The following is a 16,648-nucleotide window of genomic DNA, read 5'->3' on the forward strand; positions in this document are numbered from 1 at the left end:
GGAAGTTAACCGATGCGGGTGTGTCAGGGCGCGGTATCTGCCGCGCCCTGTTGGTTGTTAAAAAGCGGGAAATTTCGCTGAAAAATTGAACAAATGTGCTATAATTGAATTGTTATCGTCCGCCTTTTTCTATTGGGCGCATTGCATGTATAATCAGAAAAAGAGACCGTTCAGAGGAGTAATTCCATATGGCACGTAAATCGCAACCCCCGGTCCCCATCCCTTCCCGTCCAGACCCGCTGGATGAAGCCCGCCGGGCAGTGCTGGACAAAGCCCTTGGGGACATTACCAAACGCTACGGCGAAGGCGCCATCATGCGCATGGGTGAAGCCCAGCATATGGCGGTGGAAGCCATCCCCACCGGCTCGCTCTCGCTGGATATTGCCCTTGGGGTCGGCGGGGTTCCGCGCGGACGCATTACAGAGATTTATGGACCGGAATCATCCGGCAAGACCACCATCTGTCAGCACATTGTCGCCGAAGCCCAGCGCATGGGGGGCGTTGCCGCTTACATTGATATGGAACATGCCCTCGACCCGGCATACGCCGCCCGTTGTGGCGTGGATGTGGAAAACCTGCTCATCTCCCAGCCCGATACCGGCGAGCAAGCCCTGGAGATTGCCGAGACGCTGGTGCGCTCCGGCGCGGTGGATGTGGTGGTCATCGACTCGGTGGCGGCGCTGGTGCCGCGCGCAGAAATCGAAGGCGATATGGGCGATGCCAGCATGGGCATGCAGGCGCGCCTGATGTCGCAAGCCCTGCGCAAACTCTCCGGCGCCATCAACCAGACCAAGACCACGGTGATCTTCACCAACCAACTGCGCCAGAAAATCGGGGTGATGTTCGGCAACCCGGAGACCACCACCGGCGGCATGGCACTCAAGTTCTATGCCTCGGTGCGTCTGGATATCCGCCGCATCCAGTCCATCAAACTGGGCGCGGAGATTATCGGCAACCGCGTGCGTGTGCGCGTGGTCAAGAACAAGGTGGCGCCGCCGTTCCGCACGGCAGAATTTGACATCATGTACAACGAGGGCATCTCCAAGGTGGGCGATGTGCTCGACCTGGCGACCAGCCTGGACATTGTCACCAAGCGCGGGGCGTTCTTCTCTTACGGCGATGTACGTCTGGGACAGGGGCGCGAAAACGCTAAGGAATTCCTGCGCCAGAACCCCGATTTGCTACAGGAAATCGAACTGGCGGTGCGTCAGCGCGCCATGAGCGGGGAACTGCCTCTGCCGCTGGCTGGCGGGGATGAGGATGCCGAAGAACTCTAAACGCTGGATGTTCAGGATGAGCCTTGCGCTCATCCTGTTGATTCTGGCAGGGTGTGGGGGACTGCCTGCGCGGGGCACGCCCACACTGGCGCCGTTTCGCCCGGCGCCGCCCCTGCCTGCCACACCTACTCCGCTGACCAACCCGGCAGACCTGGTCCTGCCGCTCTCCACGCCGGTGTGTCTGGATAACCTCACCTTCCTCTCGGATGTGACCATTCCCGACGGCACGGAAGTCGAGCCAAACTCGACGCTGGACAAGCGCTGGGAAGTGCAGAACAGCGGCAATTGCAACTGGGATGAACGCTACCGTCTGCGCCTGATTGCCGGACCTGCCATGCAAGCCGCCGAAGAGCAAGCCCTCTTTCCGGCGCGCAGTGGCAACAAAGCCATTATCCAGGTGGTGTTTCAGGCACCTGCCGAACCCGGGCAGTACCGCTCGGCGTGGCAGGCTTATAACGCTGAGGGCCAGCCGTTTGGGGATGTCATTTTCATAGATATCGTGGTGAAGTAATTTCTAGCCTTCAAGGAAATTCCATCGAGGAAAGAGCATGCGCAAACTTACCCTGATTGTGCTGGTGGCGTTCCTGGCGCTCAGCGCCTGTGCTTCTCCTGTGCCTTCTTCCACGCCTGTCCCCACCCTTGGGGAAACCCGGGATGTGACCGGCGGGGGTTTTTCTTTCCAGATTCCACCGGACTACTCCGCAAGTGTGGAGGGCGGCAGAGTGGACCTTTCTGATAAGCAGGGCTCGCTTCTTCTGCACCTGTACGGCGAGCCTGCCGATGTGGGGGAGACGTCTCTGGAGAAAATTGTGGATTCCATCGTCAGCGAAGCCATGTTGCGCGGCAACGGCGTCTATGAGAAAAGCGCGGTGTACACGGTAACCATCGCCGGGGTGAAGGGCAACGGCTACGACCTGATCGGCACGTACTTTGGCGCGCCGTTTGAGGGTCAGGCGGTGATTGTGCCGCGCAAGAGCGGCGGCTTTTTCTTTGGGATGGGGCTGGCGTTGGGTCAGGGTGAAGAGGGACGCTGGCAAAAAGAGGGCAAAGCGGTGTTTCAAGCCATGCTTCAAACGGTGCAGTTCACCGACAAGCCGTAAGCGGTTGGGGCTTGCCGGTGAACTCTCAATCCGTTAATTCGCTCCGCCTTCGGGCACGCCCAGCCAGAGGTGGTTGGGGAGCACCTGTTTGCTGGGGCGCAGTTCAATAACACCGCTCCGGACGGGTTCTTCCGGGAGCATGGAAGGGTGTACAAAGCACAGCGTGGGCATGATGCCGTATTTTTTCTGGTAATATGCCGCGGCGCGCTGTACTTTGGTTTGTAAATCGGCGTGAGCGTCGCCGTCGTACCAGAGCATTCCAGTTCGCATCATCGTTCATTCCTCCGTTTCGCTCAATTCTGGCAGGGGTTTCCCCGCCAGTTCAAAGGTCAACCAGCCCTCCGGCAGGCGCACGCAGAATTGCTCGCGGTGCTCCAGCGCGGGCAGATTTTCTTCTATCAGCGGCAGGGTGGAATAGACGCCAGGATCGCTCGTCCAGCCCAAAATGCGGGTTTTGAACAGGCGCATCCAGCGGGTAAGGCTGGCGGTGCTGGAAGCGGGGGCGGTTGCCAGCACCCACACACTGGCTTCGGCGCCCTGTTTGATCAGCCAGTCCAGTTGTACCATCGCGTCGTATCCCAGGCTCATCACGGCTTCCAGGTCGTCAATCAGAATCAGCACAGCGGGACCGCCGCGCATGCCCATGCGCCGCTGTTCGACCAGTTCGGCAAGCGATTTCAGCCAGCGGGTGCAGGGTTCGGCTTCGAGGGCTTCAATGCCCAGGGAATGGCGTTCGTATCCGCCCTCACTGCGCCACATCCACCAGCGCTCGGGCTGGGAAGAAAGAATCAGGTACTGCAGGCGGTGCGGGGGATTGGTTTGCATGCCGCTCTCCAGCACGCCCCGCAGGATCTCGCGGCGAGCGGAGCGGTCGTCGCTGAGAATCAGTACCGCGCCGGGGGTGGGGTCGCCCAAATCCAGCAGGACGGGCAAGCCGTCTTTGCCCACACCCAGCAGGGCGGTGTCTGGCGGCAGGCGGCGCGGCATGGGCGGACGGCGTCTGCCACCGGCTGCAGGGTTGGTGCGGGATTGTAAGGCATCGCCCACGCGCTGTGCTACCCGTTGCCCGGTTTCCCTCAGATTGGGGAACGGGCGCAGGGGTTGAAGCGGGGGAAGAGGTCTCAAGGTGGACATAATCTTGTTCTTTCCAGAATAGAACTAATGTTCTATTACAGTATAACGCGAAAGTTCGCGTTGTCAAGAGGTTTTCCCTGAAATTCAGACATGAGTTAGGACAGTTGGGCGAACGATAGCAACAAACGACGCCAAAGCCTCCTTGACAATGGACTGCCACTCACGGGGTGGAAGCCACCATTTCTGTTTGAGCAAGATAAACAGACCCGAATAGCGCCGCCATTTCTTGCCCGTCTTGTGCAGAACGACATCAACATTCTCCTGTAGCTGGTTTGGCGATCCATACAGGCGGTCTCGCAAGCCTTCACCGATCAACAAGGCAATCGCATAAACCAACAGCAGCATTGCTACCATCTTTTCCATGTTTTCCTGTCGCTTATTCATCAGCCGGGTCATCCCCAGCAGTCCTTTCAAATCGCGGAAGGTTTCCTCGATTTTCATCCGCCAGAGATACACCTGCCATGCCCGCTCGGGTTCGAGGTTGCTCATCACCCATAACGGTTCAGCCAGGCCCTTCTTCCAGACACCGATCAGGTTGACGCATACCTTGCCTTTGTACCACACGGATGGGTGGATTACCTTTTCACCGGGAGCGAGTGATAAGACCACTTCCCTGCCCTCGGCATCCCAGAACCTGGGCGGATGGTGGCCCAGGTTCAGACGAATGACAAAGTTCACTCCCTCTTCGACCAGATTGAGCAACAATTCGAGGTAACTGAATTCCCGATCCAACACCAACGGACGCTCCCCCAGCAGGTCTTTCAATCCGGCGAACGCACGGACATGGTTCACATTGCGCGACGACCGGTCAGCGGCGATGGTCTTGGACGAGTAGGTCAGCAAACCGCAAGGGAGAGCCCGTCCGCGATAGGGTGTGGCCAACAGCAACACCCAGAAGCCTCGCGTCTTGCCGTCTTTGAGCGTGCCGACATACTCCGTCTTCCAGGCTTGTGGACGTTCAATCTCGGTCGGGTCGCCAATCACATACTCGGCTTGTTCACAAAACAGACGCCAGAGCATGGCCCGCGGGTCAACCTTTTGCAGAAAGCGCTGGATGCGTTTGTAACTGGCCGCGCTACCGCCGCGCATTTTGCCCGCAATCTCGGTCAGCCGCAAGGAGCGGGCCACCAGCATGGCTTGCCCAATTTCTGCCGCTTTGGCAGCGGTGATTTCATCATCAAAAAACTCCTCCATGAAAGAACGCATCGGGATATACTTATCCATGATGAGCCTCCTACCGATTAGTTGCTGCGAACCAAGTGTATCGGTTGGGAGGCTCTTTATACACTACAAATGTCCCAACTTATGCCCGAACTTCAGGTTTTCCTGAAAATCATCCACCTTCCCTGAAACACAGGGAAGGTGGATTTACAACAGAGGAAGGAAGATGGCAAGGATCAGATCAGCGGCGCAGACGCTTTTCCAGTTCCACCAGCCCGAACATGGCGGCGTTGGCGAGCAGACACACGCCCAGTTCGGCGGCAGTGAGTGCCTGCGTGGCGAAGAAGGGTTGCAGGAAAGGCACGTACACCACTGCCAACTGCAGGACAAAGGTGAGCAGGACAGCCCCAATCATGGCGCGGTTCTTGAAGAAGCCCTCGCGGAAGACCGACTCACTCCCCGTGCGCAGTGCCAGGGCGTTGCCCATCTGCGCCAGGGTGAGGGTGGTGAACGCCATGGTGCGCCAGGCTTCCAGCCCCATGCTCCACGCGCTGTAAGCCACAATCAGCGTCAGCACGGTCATCATGAAACCGGCATAGAAGATGTTGCCCCACAAGCCGCGGGCAAAGACGTTCTCGCGCGGGGGATGGGGCGGGCGGCGCATGGTGCCGCGCTCAGCTTGCTCCACCGTCAGCGCCAGCCCGGGCAAGCCGTCGGTCACCAGGTTGACCCAGAGGATTTGCAGGGGCGTCAGCGGGATGGGCATGCCCAGGAAGGGCGCGCCCAGCACCACCAGAATCTCTCCCAGGTTGGAGCCCAGGGTGTAGCGGATGAACTTGCGGATGTTCTCGTAAATGCGCCGACCCTCTTCCACCGCGGCGACAATGGTGGCAAAGTTGTCGTCCAGCAGGACCATGTCGGCGGCTTCTTTGGACACGTCTGTGCCGGTGATGCCCATGGCAACGCCGATATCGGCTTTCTTGAGCGCCGGGGCATCGTTGACGCCGTCACCGGTCATGGCAACGATTTCGCCGTTGCTCTGCAGGGCTTCGACAATCTTGAGTTTATGCTCCGGCGAGACCCGCGCAAATACGCTCACCTCTTTGACCGCCTGCGCCAGGGCAGGCACGTCCATGCGCGCTAGTTCTGCGCCGGTGATGACGCGCTCGCTGGCGGCAATGCCCAGTTCGCGGGCAATGGCAAGCGCGGTGAGGGGGTGGTCGCCGGTAATCATAATCGGGCGGATGCCGGCTTGTTTGGCGGTCTGCACGGCGTCAAAGACTTCCGGGCGGGCGGGATCCATCATCGCCGCCATGCCCAGGAAGATTAAGCCGCTTTCCAGCGGGTCATCCGCGGCGTTCACGGCATCGCTGGAGCGCAGGCGGTACGCCATGCCCAGCACGCGCATGCCGCCGCGCGCCAGTTTGTCGTTGGACTGGCGGATGCGCTCGCGCCAGTGGTCATCCATTGGCACAATTTTGCCTTCCACCCACACTGCCGTGCTGACCTCGAGCATGCCGTCCACCGAGCCTTTGGTGAAGGCAATGTACGGCTCGCGCCCTTCGGCGAAGAAACCGGCGTACAGGTCGGGCAGGGCAGACTGCGGCACGCGGTGAACGGTGGTCATGCGCTTGCGTTCGGAGTCAAAGGGCAGTTCCGCCGCACGGGGGAAGATCTGCTCCAGTTCCTCTTTCCACAATCCGGCGCGCGCCGCGGCAATCACCAGCGCGCCTTCGGTGGGGTCGCCCACCGAGGTGTACTCGTCCGGGCGGCGCGGGTCAGCTTCCAGCACGGCATCGTTGCACAACGCACCAGCGGTCAGCACCAGCGGGATGGCGCCGTTCTCGCGCAGGACCGGCTCCACCTGATCGCGGCGCACCCGCGGGCTGAAGTTCTGCATCTGCTCTTTCAAGTCCAGTTCGTAGTTGGCAACATCCAGCACGGTGACGGTCATGCGGTTTTCGGTCAGCGTGCCGGTCTTGTCGGAGCAGATGGTGGTCACCGAGCCGAGGGTTTCCACGGCGGGCAGTTTGCGGATGAGGGCATTGCGCTTCAGCATGGATTGCGCGCCCAGTGCCAGCCCGATGGTCACCACCGTCGGCAAGCCCTCGGGGATGGCGGCAACCGCCATGCTCACCGCCGTCAGGAACATCAGGCGGATGTCCTCGCCGCGCAGGATGCCCAGCCCGAAGACGATGACCACAATGCCCAGCGCCGCCAGCGCCAGGGTGCGCGCCAACTGCTCCAGGCGCTTCTGCATGGGGGTTTTTTCCTGTCCCACCGTTTGGAGCATCTCGGCAATCTTGCCCAGTTCGGTGCGCATGCCGGTGGCGGTGACGATGAGCGCGCCGCGCCCGTAGGTGACCAGCGTGCCCATGAAGGCACGGTTGCGCTGATCGCCCAGCGGCGGATGTTCTTTGGCAATGGGCGCGGTGATTTTCTCCACTGGCTCCGATTCGCCGGTCAGCACGGCTTCCTGAATGCGCAGGTTGACCGCCTCTGCCAGCCTGCCGTCGGCGGGAATGAGATTGCCGGCTTCCAGCAGAACCACATCGCCCGGCACCACCTCGCGCGAGGAAATCTCGCGGGTGTGACCCTCGCGGCGCACCTTGACCAGCGGAGCAGACATTTTCTTCAGCGCCGCCATGGCTTTTTCGGCGCGGTATTCCTGCGAAAAGCCCAGCGCGGTGTTAAGCACAATGATGGCGAGGATGGCGATGGCGTCTTCCTTATCCCCCAGAATAAAGGAAATGACGCCGGCAATGACCAGCACCACGGTCATGATGCCGGTCAGTTGTTCCAGCAGAATCTTCCATGGGCTTTTCCCGCCGCGGTCAATCAGTTCGTTGAATCCGTACTGCTGAAGACGGCGGGCGGCTTCGGCTTCGCTCAAGCCGTCATGCGGCGAGGTGTCCAGCAGGCGGGCAGTTTCCTCGACGCTCTGCTGGTACCATTCAGTTTCATTTGAGGGATTGGACATAAAAAAAGACCTCCTCGAAAAGTGTTCGCGGTGGTCTCGCATCGGGTGACGATTTTCGAGGGCAACCGGGAGAAAACTCCGTGTTGACGATTGCCTCCCCGCTCCAGCGGAACGGGCGCTACTCCCCAACCTTGTAAAGGCATTCTAACACAATCCTTCCCGAAAAGAAAAGGATTTTCCTCAAGATTATATAAAAATCTTATGGAGCCGCTTCGAGGATGCGCACCCGCAGGATACGGTCGCCTTCGGGCAGGTCTGCGGGCGAGGACGGGTCGCGCGGGGTCAGGCGATTCAGCACCTCCAGACCCTCAATGACCTGCCCGAAGATGGGGTACTGTCCGTCCAGGTCGGGCAGGGCGGTGTAGGCAATGAAGAACTGACTGCCGTTGCTGTTGGGTCCGGCGTTTGCCATCGCCACGCGCCCGGGCTGATCGAAGCGCAGGGCGTTGAGCTCATCGGCAAAGGCGTAGCCGGGCGTGCCGAAACCACTCCCGCTGGGGTCGCCGCTCTGAGCAATGTAGCCGGGCAGGACGCGGTGGAAAAGCACGCCGTCGTACCAGCCCTGGCGCGCCAGAAAGACGAAGTTGTTGACCGTCTGCGGAGCCTGGTCGGCGAACAACTGGATGCGCAGTTCCCCCTGCGTGGTTTCCAGCACGGCGACGTAGGTGCGCGCCGGGTCAATCACAAAGGGCGGGCACTGGCGGAACTGACGGCTCTTCAGGTCTTCCAGCAACAGCAGGGTTTCCAGACTGCGGTAGTCGCGCGGGCCCTGATACATGCGCTGATTGACCAGCACAAAGGGCATGGTGGGAATGCCCAGGCGAAAGCCCTCTTCCTGCGCCTGCTGAAGGCTGAGACGGATGGCGGGGTCGTCCAGCGCGGAGAGGAAAGTTGGCACGTCCAGCGCCAAATCGGCGGCGCGGGCTTCCAGCCAGGCGCGGAATTCGGCTTCGGGCAGGGGCGTCCACTCTTCCTGACGCTCCAGCAGAAGATGGGTCATCTCCCAGAATTTGCCCTGCGCGCCGGCGGCTTCGGCGGCGGCGCCTGCCAGCAGAGATTTATCGTTGGCGGGCAGGGGGAAATGGCGGAACACCCGCCGCACTTTTTCGGGGTAGCGTTCCCGCAGGCGCGTCAGGGACCAGTCTAGCGCCAGACTGGCGGGGGCTTGCAGGTCGGTGTACTCGATGAAGGTCAGCACGGCGTTTTCGGGACCCTGCGTCCAGTCCTGCGCCGAAGGGGGCGGGAAGAGCGGCGGCTCAGTGCTGGGGGTGGGGGTCGGCTCCACGCTGACGAGGACGCAGTCCATCGTTTCGGGGAGCGGGGTGGTTTTGGGGATGTTAAGGGCAAGGGTTGCCGAAGGCGAGGGCTGGGGGGAGAGCGGGGCGGGCGCGGGGGAGCATCCGCCTGCCAGCATTCCCAGAGAGGATAAGCAGAGTGCAAGCATCATCCATTGCCAGCGCAGTTTCATGATTCGGAAATTCCTCCCTGCCTGAATTGTAAACCACCTTTCATAAAGCGTGAGCGGGGCGGGTATGAAGAATATCCTCACCCTGCCGATTTTTGGCTTAACTTTCCCCAAAAAGTATGGAAAGTGTGCTATAACCGCTTGCACGTCCCTCTGTGTCAGGCGTTTTGTCCATTGCCACGACCACCGTCCGCCTCCCGGTGGGACCTGCATCTTCCGGTGGGAGTGCTGAAATGGATCTGTCCTTTCTGGTCATCATCCTGCAGTTGATTTTTCTGGAAGGCATCCTGTCCATAGATAATGCCGCCGTGCTGGGGGCAATGGTTTCCAGCCTGCCCGACACTCAACCCATCCCCTGGCCCCCTGCGCTTAAGCGGGTGGGTCACTGGCTGGACGGGGTGCTGGGGCCGCAACGGCTGGCGGCTCTGCGGGTGGGTTTGCTGGGCGCGTACGTGGGGCGCGGCTTGATGCTCCTTGCCGCCAGTTTCATCATCCGCAACCCGTGGCTCAAACTGGTGGGCGCGGCGTACCTTATCCGCCTGGCGCTGGACGACCTGAGCGCCCCCGGCGAGCAGGGTGCGGAAGAGGACGGCGAAGTGCGCCCGGTGCGGCAGGCGGGCTTCTGGCTCACCGTGCTGAACGTGGAACTGATGGATCTGGCGTTCAGCCTGGATAACGTGGTGGCGGCGGTCTCGCTCTCCGACCATATTCTGGTGGTGATGCTGGGGGTTGCCATCGGCATCCTGGTGATGCGCTTTGCGGCGGGCATCTTCAGTTACGTGGTCGAGCGCGAACCGATTCTCAAATCTGCCGCGTATATCCTGGTGCTGAGCATCGGCATCGAACTGGTGCTGGAAGAACTGGGCATTATGGAGTTTTCGGACTGGGCGCGCTTTGGCATTTCCATGTCCATCATTGCCCTCTCGCTGGCGTATGCGCACCTGCCCTTCCTGCGCATCTTCCGTCCGGTGCTGGTGTGGCTCAGTCAGGGGTTCGGCATCATCAACGCTCTCATCGTCTGGGTGCTGGCGCCTCTGCGCGGACTGGTGTATCTTGTGCGGCTGGCTTTCCGCCGCCCGGAAAAAGCCTGAAACTTCGGTAAAAACACCGCCCGCCCGTGGAGACATTCCACGGGCGGGTTTTTGTTTTCTATTTCCTTCGCGCCTTCGGCAGGCTCGCCGTGCGGTTAGACCACACATTTTACGGCTCTGTCACCAGCACATCCCACTGACCAAAGTAATACAGCAGGTACTCGCCTGCCTGTAACTGGTTTGGAAGCACAAAAGGAACGCGCGGCGAAAGCCGCACCAGTGACGCGGAAGGCATGTCGAACGGCTCGATGAACAGGACGTCAAAACCGCCAATGTCTTCCTCTTTATCCTTTCTAAACAGGTCAGAACCTGAAAGGGCAAAGGATGCAGGAGTGATGAGTTGCATGAGCGAGCAATCAGACACATACGTCGACTGCCACAACGTGGTCTCCGCGGGCGACAAAACGGTCATCGCGTAGGAATCAACAACATCTATGTCCTCAAAATCAGGTTCATCCATAAAGGGATCGTACCCTCTGACATTCCCGCTCTCGGAAAGGTCGTTGAGCGTCTCTTCCAATGCCTCTTCTCCCAATACCTCGGTATAAAACGTGGGGTGCTGGTACGCCCAGTCCCAATCCCCTTTGACCGCGCTGGATTTATTCTCATGGTATACCACCAGGCGGCGGTCATCCTCTGCCACCTTGTTGTAAAACCACCTGAAAAACGCGGACGCATTCTGCGATTCGCCCACGTAGCCAACAGCCAGCATGTACATCAGGGGTTCAGCGGGGACTTCAAAGGGAATGTTGCGGTGTTTCAGCCAGCCAAGTCGAATCATCCTGTTCCTCCATGATTTGTCGTGAAGATGACCCTCTGTCGGTTTCAACCCCCGAGTATAGAACAAATGCCCTGAAAATGAAAGGGTTTTTCAGCCCTGGCGGTGGAAAACATGTCCGGGTCGCGGGCGCAGGAAGGATGATGTTACCGCAAAGGCGCGAAGACGCAAAAAAGAAACCGTGTATTACGGCTTGCGCACCCCGAGCAACGCCGAGGGGCACGGCGCACAAAACCCCCTCTCCCAAAAGGGAGAGGGGCAGGGGGTGAGGGAGCAATCCCCTTCCGGGGCTTCTTAGATTCTGACATAAAAGTTGGGGTTAACAACCCAAAACTTCTGAACATGGGTCTTAATCCCCTTCCGGGGCTTCTTAGATTCTGACATAAGAAAATGTTTACTATTATTGCTCTTGTAATCGTCTTAATCCCCTTCCGGGGCTTCTTAGATTCTGACCTTAGTCGGGGCGAAGGTCGAGTTCTTCGACAAGCGCCGTCTTAATCCCCTTCCGGGGCTTCTTAGATTCTGACGCGGTCTGTCAACTAGCGAGTCTTCCGCTTCCGGACGAGTCTTAATCCCCTTCCGGGGCTTCTTAGATTCTGACCCAGGAAATTGTAGGAAACGTAAACGGGATTCCTGTGGTAGTCTTAATCCCCTTCCGGGGCTTCTTAGATTCTGACTTCAAAGAAAGGAAGGATAAATTCATATGGTCACAATTATGTCTTAATCCCCTTCCGGGGCTTCTTAGATTCTGACCTTTCGAGTGATCCGCACGGGTGAGGAAAAAATCCTGTCTTAATCCCCTTCCGGGGCTTCTTAGATTCTGACCGTGAGCACTACAAGCAGGAAGCCGTCCTCGTCGCCGAGTCTTAATCCCCTTCCGGGGCTTCTTAGATTCTGACGTCACAAGTTGCAGAACTTGTAGACCCGCCATATAGCCCGTCTTACATTGTCTTAATCCCCTTCCGGGGCTTCTTAGATTCTGACATAATATTTATCTGTATGACGAAAATTTCCTGGCTTTAGCAGTCTTAATCCCCTTCCGGGGCTTCTTAGATTCTGACCTTTACAAGGTATGGCGATAGTTACAATAATTCAAGCTGGAAATGTCTTAATCCCCTTCCGGGGCTTCTTAGATTCTGACTGCACTTTTGCCCTTCCACTTCACCGCCGGAAGGAAGCCGCGTAGTTCAGAACTGCTTCCAGCATAGCACAACCTTTGGCAAAAATCAAGCCGTTTTTTGAGCATTTTTCACACCACACTGCCTGCAAAATCCACCTGCCCGAATTTTGCGTACCCCCCCTCGGTTTGGGGTCAAAAATGGGCATTTTTTAAGGGGGGGTACGCGAAAGTCCGTCCGGCTCGGCTTCGGCATGGCTCGGCAGGCTCGCCAACCGGGGCTCGGCGGGCGGGATGGGCGCTTAATCCCCGCGCTGGGCAAGCAGGGCGTTGATCTGGAAGAGGGCCGGCACCGCGCCGCCCGCCATCTTCAGCCACTCCAGCACCTGGGCGGCGTTCTTCTCTTCTTCCACCTGTTCCTTCACAAACCAGTTGAGAAATTCCTGACTGGCGTAGTCCTTATCCTCCACGGCGATGCTGTACAGCAGGTTGATGCGCGCGGTGACGCTCTGCTCGTGCTTCAGCACCTCGGCAAAAATCTCTTCGTGCGTACCGAAGGCGGAAGGCGGGGCGTCAATGGCTTGCAGGGTCACCTTGCCGCCGCGGTCGTGGATGTACTCAAAGAACTTGAGGGCGTGTTCCTGTTCCTCTCTGGCTTGCATTGCCATCCATTTGGCAAAGCCGCCCCAGTTGTTTTCCTCAAAGTGCGCCGCCATGGCAAGGTACAGGTACGCCGAGTACAGTTCCAGTTTAATCTGGGTGTTCATTTCTTCCAGCAGTCGTTTGCTTAACATAGGTTCTCCCTTTCTTTGGCGAAGAATGATGATGCTATAAGGTCATTATAGACCATTTTCAGTGAAAATTCATCCGCCGGGTGAAGGATTGCCGGCAGGAATTGCAGTACAATCCAGTGGATAGGGAGGTGAATGGATGAATCTTTCCGCAATTCTGGTTTCGCAGTTCCTGGCAGGGCTGGAGATGCTCAAACAAACCATCACCCTGTGCCCGGAGGACCTCTGGAACGCTCCGCAGGACAAAAACCCCTTCTGGCAGGTGACTTACCATGCGCTGTACTTCGTCCACGAGTACCTGGCAGAGTCGCCGGAGACCTTTGTGCCCTGGGAGAAGCACCGCGAGGTGTACGACTTTGACGAGACGCAGACCTTCGAGCCGTACGATCAAGCCGCCCTGCTGGAGTACCTGGCGTTTCTGGAAAACCATGTGCGCGAACGCCTGCCGCAACTGCGCCTGGACGAGGTGGAGGGGCACGGCAGTCGTTCCATGCTGACGGCGGAACTGCAAATTTACTCCCTGCGCCACCTGATGGTGCATACCGGCGAACTGATGGAGCGCCTGGGCGCGCGTACCGGGGCAAACATTGACTGGGTGGGCTGGGTGCACGATTAAGCGGCAGAGGGGGAGGCGGGCTTCTCTACCACCACCCACACGTTGAACGTGCCGGCAATCACGCTCACCTGCGCCTGAGGCTCATCAAACAGCGCGGCGATGTCTGGCGGGGCAAGGAAGTGACTGCGCATCAGGGCAAGTTTTTCGGCAAGGGCGATAAGTTTGACGGCAAAACGGCGCAGGTCCGGCTCTTCGATGATTAACCGTCCGCCGGGTTGAAGCAGGCGCCACAATTCGCGCGCCGTGGCGCGCTGATCGCAGACGTGATGCAGGGCATCGACCATGATGATGCGGGCAAAGGCGTGATCGGGAAAGGGCAGGCGCTCGGTGTGGGAGCATACCGGGCACAGTCCGTTTTTCTGGCGGGCTTGCGCCAGCATGCGGCAGGACAGGTCGGCAACCACGACGAGGCGCGCCTGATCGCGCAGGAACTGCGAGACTCTGCCGGTGCCGCCGCCGGCATCCAGCAGAGCGCCATCCACCGGCAGGTGGAGGTGGGCGAGCAGGTCTTCCGGCGGGCGGGGGTGGATGAAGCGTTCGTAAAAGGGGGCGAGCAGGTCGAAATGGTCGAAAGCGGGCATGGGAATTTCCTTTCAGGTTGATTGTAATGGATTTTTAAGGAATGGATGAGCGTTGCACAATGCAGGTTGACGCTTGGGATGGGCGTGGTAGAATCAAAATGAACCTTGAAGGTGTTAATTAGATGAGGAGGACGATGCACATGGAAGAGAATATTACTGGATCCTTTGCGGTAAAGAAGGGTCTGGCGCAGATGCTGAAAGGCGGAGTCATCATGGATGTGGTGACGCCGGAGCATGCCCGCATTGCCGAGGATGCCGGCGCGGTGGCGGTGATGGCGCTGGAGCGCGTGCCTGCCGATATTCGCGCACACGGTGGTGTTGCCCGCATGAGCGACCCCGAACTGATTCTTAAAATCATGGATGCGGTCAGCATTCCGGTGATGGCGAAGTGCCGCATCGGGCATTTTGTCGAAGCCCAAATTCTGGAAGCCATTGGGGTGGATTACATTGACGAATCCGAAGTGCTCACCCCGGCGGATGAGGAACACCACATTTACAAGCATGCCTTCAAAGTGCCTTTTGTGTGCGGGGCGCGCAATCTGGGCGAAGCCCTGCGGCGCATCGGCGAAGGCGCGGCGATGATTCGTACCAAGGGCGAAGCCGGCACCGGCGATGTGGTCGAAGCGGTGCGCCATGCCCGCGCGGTGATGGGCGAAATCCGCCGCCTGCAGAACCTGCCCGATGAAGAAGTGATGGCGTTTGCCAAGGAAATCGGCGCGCCGTATGAACTGGTGCTGGAAACCCGCAAACTGGGGCGCTTACCGGTGGTCAACTTTGCCGCGGGCGGTATTGCCACCCCCGCCGATGCCGCGCTGATGATGCAGTTGGGCATGGACGGCGTCTTTGTGGGTTCGGGTATCTTCAAATCGGGCGATCCTGCCAAGCGCGCCGCCGCCATTGTCAAAGCCGTCACCCACTACAACGACCCGAAGATTCTGGCGGAAGTCAGCCGCAACCTCGGCGAGCCGATGGTTGGACGGCAAATCTCTGCCATTCCGGAAAGCGAATTGATTGCCGGGAGAGGATGGTAGTCATTACCCTATGAAACTGGGAGTTCTGGCATTACAGGGCGATTTCATCGAACATCAGACGATGCTGGAACGGTTGGGCGTTGAAGTTCAGCAGGTGCGCCTGCCGTCTCATCTGGAAGGGCTGGCGGGGTTGATAATCCCGGGCGGCGAGTCCACCACCATCGGCAAACTGGCGGTAGATTTTGGCTTGCTGGAGCCTCTGCGCGAGTTCGGACGCCAGCGCGCCATCTGGGGTACCTGCGCGGGAGCCATTTTCCTCTCCAAAGACGTGGGACGCCCTCAGCCGCTTCTGGAGTTGATGGATATCACCGTCCAGCGCAATGCGTTTGGACGTCAGGTGGATAGTTTCGAGACCGATCTGGACGTCAGTTTTATGGGGAAAGAGTACAACGGCAGACCCTTCCATGCGGTGTTCATCCGCGCGCCCATCATCGAAAAGGTGTACGGCAACGCGCGGGCGCTGATCACCCTGGGAGATGGGCGTATCGTTGCCGCTCAGCAGGGCAAACTGCTGGCAACCTCTTTCCACCCTGAACTGACCGGAGACGACCGCTTCCACCGTTATTTTGTGGAGTTAGCACGGTAAGCATTCGTTCGTTTGCCTGGCACGACCTGATTACCCTTTTCCGGTACCGGCGGCAGTTCCTGTACACGGATATGGGGCTATTGCTCACGCGCGGCGGGGTGCTGGCGCCGCTTTCGGTGCTGGCATCGCTCGACCCTCTGCGCGGCTCGTTTACGGCGGTGTGTCCTTCCCAAAAGGGTTTTCCCTCGTTGATCGGGCGCATGGTCTATACCCCGGGAGAGCGCTCGGCGCATCTGGCGTTCCTTCTGCCGGTCAGCGGGGTGGAACACCCCGGTCTGCCGGCGTTGATGGAAAGCCTGGCGGCCACGGCGGGGGCGTGGGGGGCGCTCAACCTGCTGGCAGAGGTGGAAGAAACTCAGCCGGCGCTGGAAGCCTTCCGGCGCAGTGGCTTTGCCGTGTACGGCTGGCAGTCCATCTGGAAGTTCGACTCTCCCCCGGCTTCGCGCCGCTCGGGCGAGTGGCGACCGCCATTGCCCACCGAGGAAAATGCCGTGCGCAGTTTGTATCAACTGCTGGTGCCGCCGCTGGTGCAAGCCGCCGAGCCTTTTGCCGGGCATACCGGCGAGCGCCTGGTGTACCGGCAGGGCGGGGAGATTCTGGCGTATGCCGATTTGCTCTACGGACCCGAAGGGGTGTTCATTCAGCCGCTTTTGCACCCCGGCTTGAAGCAACCCGAAGAAGCTCTGCAAGCCCTGCTGGGATGCTTTATCAGTTTGCCTGCCCGACCGGTGTACGTGGCGGCGCGCTCCTATCAAGCCTGGTTGGAGCCGGTGCTCAACCGCCTGGGCGGGTATGTTTCGCCGCGGCAAGCCCTGCTGGTGCGCCATCTGGTCGCCACGGCGCGGGTGGGCGTGCTGGCGCGGCAGATTGCCGGAGAATCGTTCAATCATGAGGCAACGGTGCCCATGATCCAGAGTTCGACCATTTACAAAAATTGAGT

The 16,648-nt window shown here is 59.3% G+C and carries 16 protein-coding genes and 1 CRISPR repeat array; of the genes, 8 read left to right on the forward strand and 8 right to left on the reverse strand.

What is annotated here, in order from left to right:
• Positions 1-188 precede the first annotated feature (188 nt).
• The 3 genes from recA to ANT_RS00770 are packed head-to-tail and all read left to right on the forward strand — an operon-like array spanning position 189 to position 2,377.
• Positions 189-1,277 carry a recombinase RecA gene (gene recA / locus ANT_RS00760; protein ID WP_013558584.1) on the forward strand — a complete coding sequence of 363 codons (1,089 nt, stop codon included), beginning with the start codon at positions 189-191 and terminating at the stop codon, positions 1,275-1,277.
• A complete protein-coding gene (locus tag ANT_RS00765) occupies positions 1,261-1,788 on the forward strand; it encodes an NBR1-Ig-like domain-containing protein (protein ID WP_172634554.1) in 528 nt (175 codons plus the stop codon). The genes recA and ANT_RS00765 overlap by 17 nt, the downstream gene beginning before the upstream one ends.
• A gap of 37 nt (positions 1,789-1,825) precedes the next feature.
• Positions 1,826-2,377 (forward strand): hypothetical protein, encoded by a 552-nt coding sequence (locus tag ANT_RS00770; RefSeq protein ID WP_013558586.1) that lies wholly within the window; start codon positions 1,826-1,828, stop codon positions 2,375-2,377.
• 33 nt (positions 2,378-2,410) lie between these two features.
• Here ANT_RS00770 and ANT_RS00775 read toward each other — a convergent pair whose 3' ends face one another.
• The 5 genes from ANT_RS00775 to ANT_RS17785 all read right to left on the reverse strand — a co-directional run bounded on the left by ANT_RS00775 (position 2,411) and on the right by ANT_RS17785 (position 9,120).
• Positions 2,411-2,650, reverse strand: a complete 240-nt coding sequence (locus tag ANT_RS00775) for a hypothetical protein (protein ID WP_013558587.1) — start codon at positions 2,648-2,650, stop codon at positions 2,411-2,413.
• A 3-nt stretch (positions 2,651-2,653) separates the two neighbouring features.
• On the reverse strand, positions 2,654-3,511 hold the full coding sequence (locus ANT_RS00780) for a hypothetical protein (RefSeq protein ID WP_013558588.1): 858 nt from the start codon (positions 3,509-3,511) through the stop codon (positions 2,654-2,656).
• An 84-nt stretch (positions 3,512-3,595) separates the two neighbouring features.
• On the reverse strand, positions 3,596-4,735 hold the full coding sequence (locus tag ANT_RS00785; RefSeq protein WP_013558589.1) for a transposase: 1,140 nt from the start codon (positions 4,733-4,735) through the stop codon (positions 3,596-3,598).
• Between the two features lie 178 nt (positions 4,736-4,913).
• Positions 4,914-7,652 (reverse strand): cation-translocating P-type ATPase, encoded by a 2,739-nt coding sequence (locus ANT_RS00790; protein WP_013558590.1) that lies wholly within the window; start codon positions 7,650-7,652, stop codon positions 4,914-4,916.
• 199 nt (positions 7,653-7,851) lie between these two features.
• Positions 7,852-9,120 (reverse strand): peptidylprolyl isomerase, encoded by a 1,269-nt coding sequence (locus ANT_RS17785; protein WP_013558591.1) that lies wholly within the window; start codon positions 9,118-9,120, stop codon positions 7,852-7,854.
• 230 nt (positions 9,121-9,350) lie between these two features.
• On the opposite strand from ANT_RS17785, the gene ANT_RS00800 reads away from it, so the two are divergent.
• Positions 9,351-10,208 (forward strand): TerC family protein, encoded by an 858-nt coding sequence (locus tag ANT_RS00800; RefSeq protein ID WP_041454453.1) that lies wholly within the window; start codon positions 9,351-9,353, stop codon positions 10,206-10,208.
• 109 nt (positions 10,209-10,317) lie between these two features.
• Here ANT_RS00800 and ANT_RS00805 read toward each other — a convergent pair whose 3' ends face one another.
• Positions 10,318-10,989 (reverse strand): hypothetical protein, encoded by a 672-nt coding sequence (locus tag ANT_RS00805; protein ID WP_013558593.1) that lies wholly within the window; start codon positions 10,987-10,989, stop codon positions 10,318-10,320.
• A 267-nt stretch (positions 10,990-11,256) separates the two neighbouring features.
• A CRISPR array of direct repeats spans positions 11,257-12,127; the repeat unit is 36 nt; unit sequence GTCTTAATCCCCTTCCGGGGCTTCTTAGATTCTGAC.
• A gap of 278 nt (positions 12,128-12,405) precedes the next feature.
• Positions 12,406-12,897, reverse strand: coding sequence for a ferritin (locus ANT_RS00810; protein ID WP_013558594.1), 492 nt, complete (start codon positions 12,895-12,897; stop codon positions 12,406-12,408).
• Positions 12,898-13,033: 136 nt separating this feature from the next.
• Between ANT_RS00810 and ANT_RS00815 the strand changes: the two genes are divergently transcribed.
• Positions 13,034-13,510, forward strand: coding sequence for a DinB family protein (locus tag ANT_RS00815; RefSeq protein WP_013558595.1), 477 nt, complete (start codon positions 13,034-13,036; stop codon positions 13,508-13,510).
• Here ANT_RS00815 and ANT_RS00820 read toward each other — a convergent pair.
• Entirely contained in the window at positions 13,507-14,091 is a 585-nt protein-coding gene (locus ANT_RS00820) for a class I SAM-dependent methyltransferase (protein WP_013558596.1), read from the reverse strand. The two genes, ANT_RS00815 and ANT_RS00820, sit on opposite strands and share 4 nt — an antisense overlap.
• A gap of 140 nt (positions 14,092-14,231) precedes the next feature.
• Here ANT_RS00820 and pdxS point away from each other — a divergent pair, with 140 nt between their 5' ends.
• The 3 genes from pdxS (at position 14,232) to ANT_RS00835 (ending at position 16,646) form a co-directional block, all read left to right on the forward strand.
• Positions 14,232-15,122 carry a pyridoxal 5'-phosphate synthase lyase subunit PdxS gene (gene pdxS / locus ANT_RS00825; protein ID WP_013558597.1) on the forward strand — a complete coding sequence of 297 codons (891 nt, stop codon included), beginning with the start codon at positions 14,232-14,234 and terminating at the stop codon, positions 15,120-15,122.
• A 10-nt stretch (positions 15,123-15,132) separates the two neighbouring features.
• Entirely contained in the window at positions 15,133-15,708 is a 576-nt protein-coding gene (gene pdxT / locus ANT_RS00830) for a pyridoxal 5'-phosphate synthase glutaminase subunit PdxT (RefSeq protein WP_013558598.1), read from the forward strand.
• A 71-nt stretch (positions 15,709-15,779) separates the two neighbouring features.
• On the forward strand, positions 15,780-16,646 hold the full coding sequence (locus ANT_RS00835; RefSeq protein WP_013558599.1) for a hypothetical protein: 867 nt from the start codon (positions 15,780-15,782) through the stop codon (positions 16,644-16,646).
• The last annotated feature ends 2 nt before the right edge of the window (positions 16,647-16,648 follow it).

Source organism: Anaerolinea thermophila UNI-1 (assembly GCF_000199675.1).
GTDB classification, from domain to species: domain Bacteria; phylum Chloroflexota; class Anaerolineae; order Anaerolineales; family Anaerolineaceae; genus Anaerolinea; species Anaerolinea thermophila.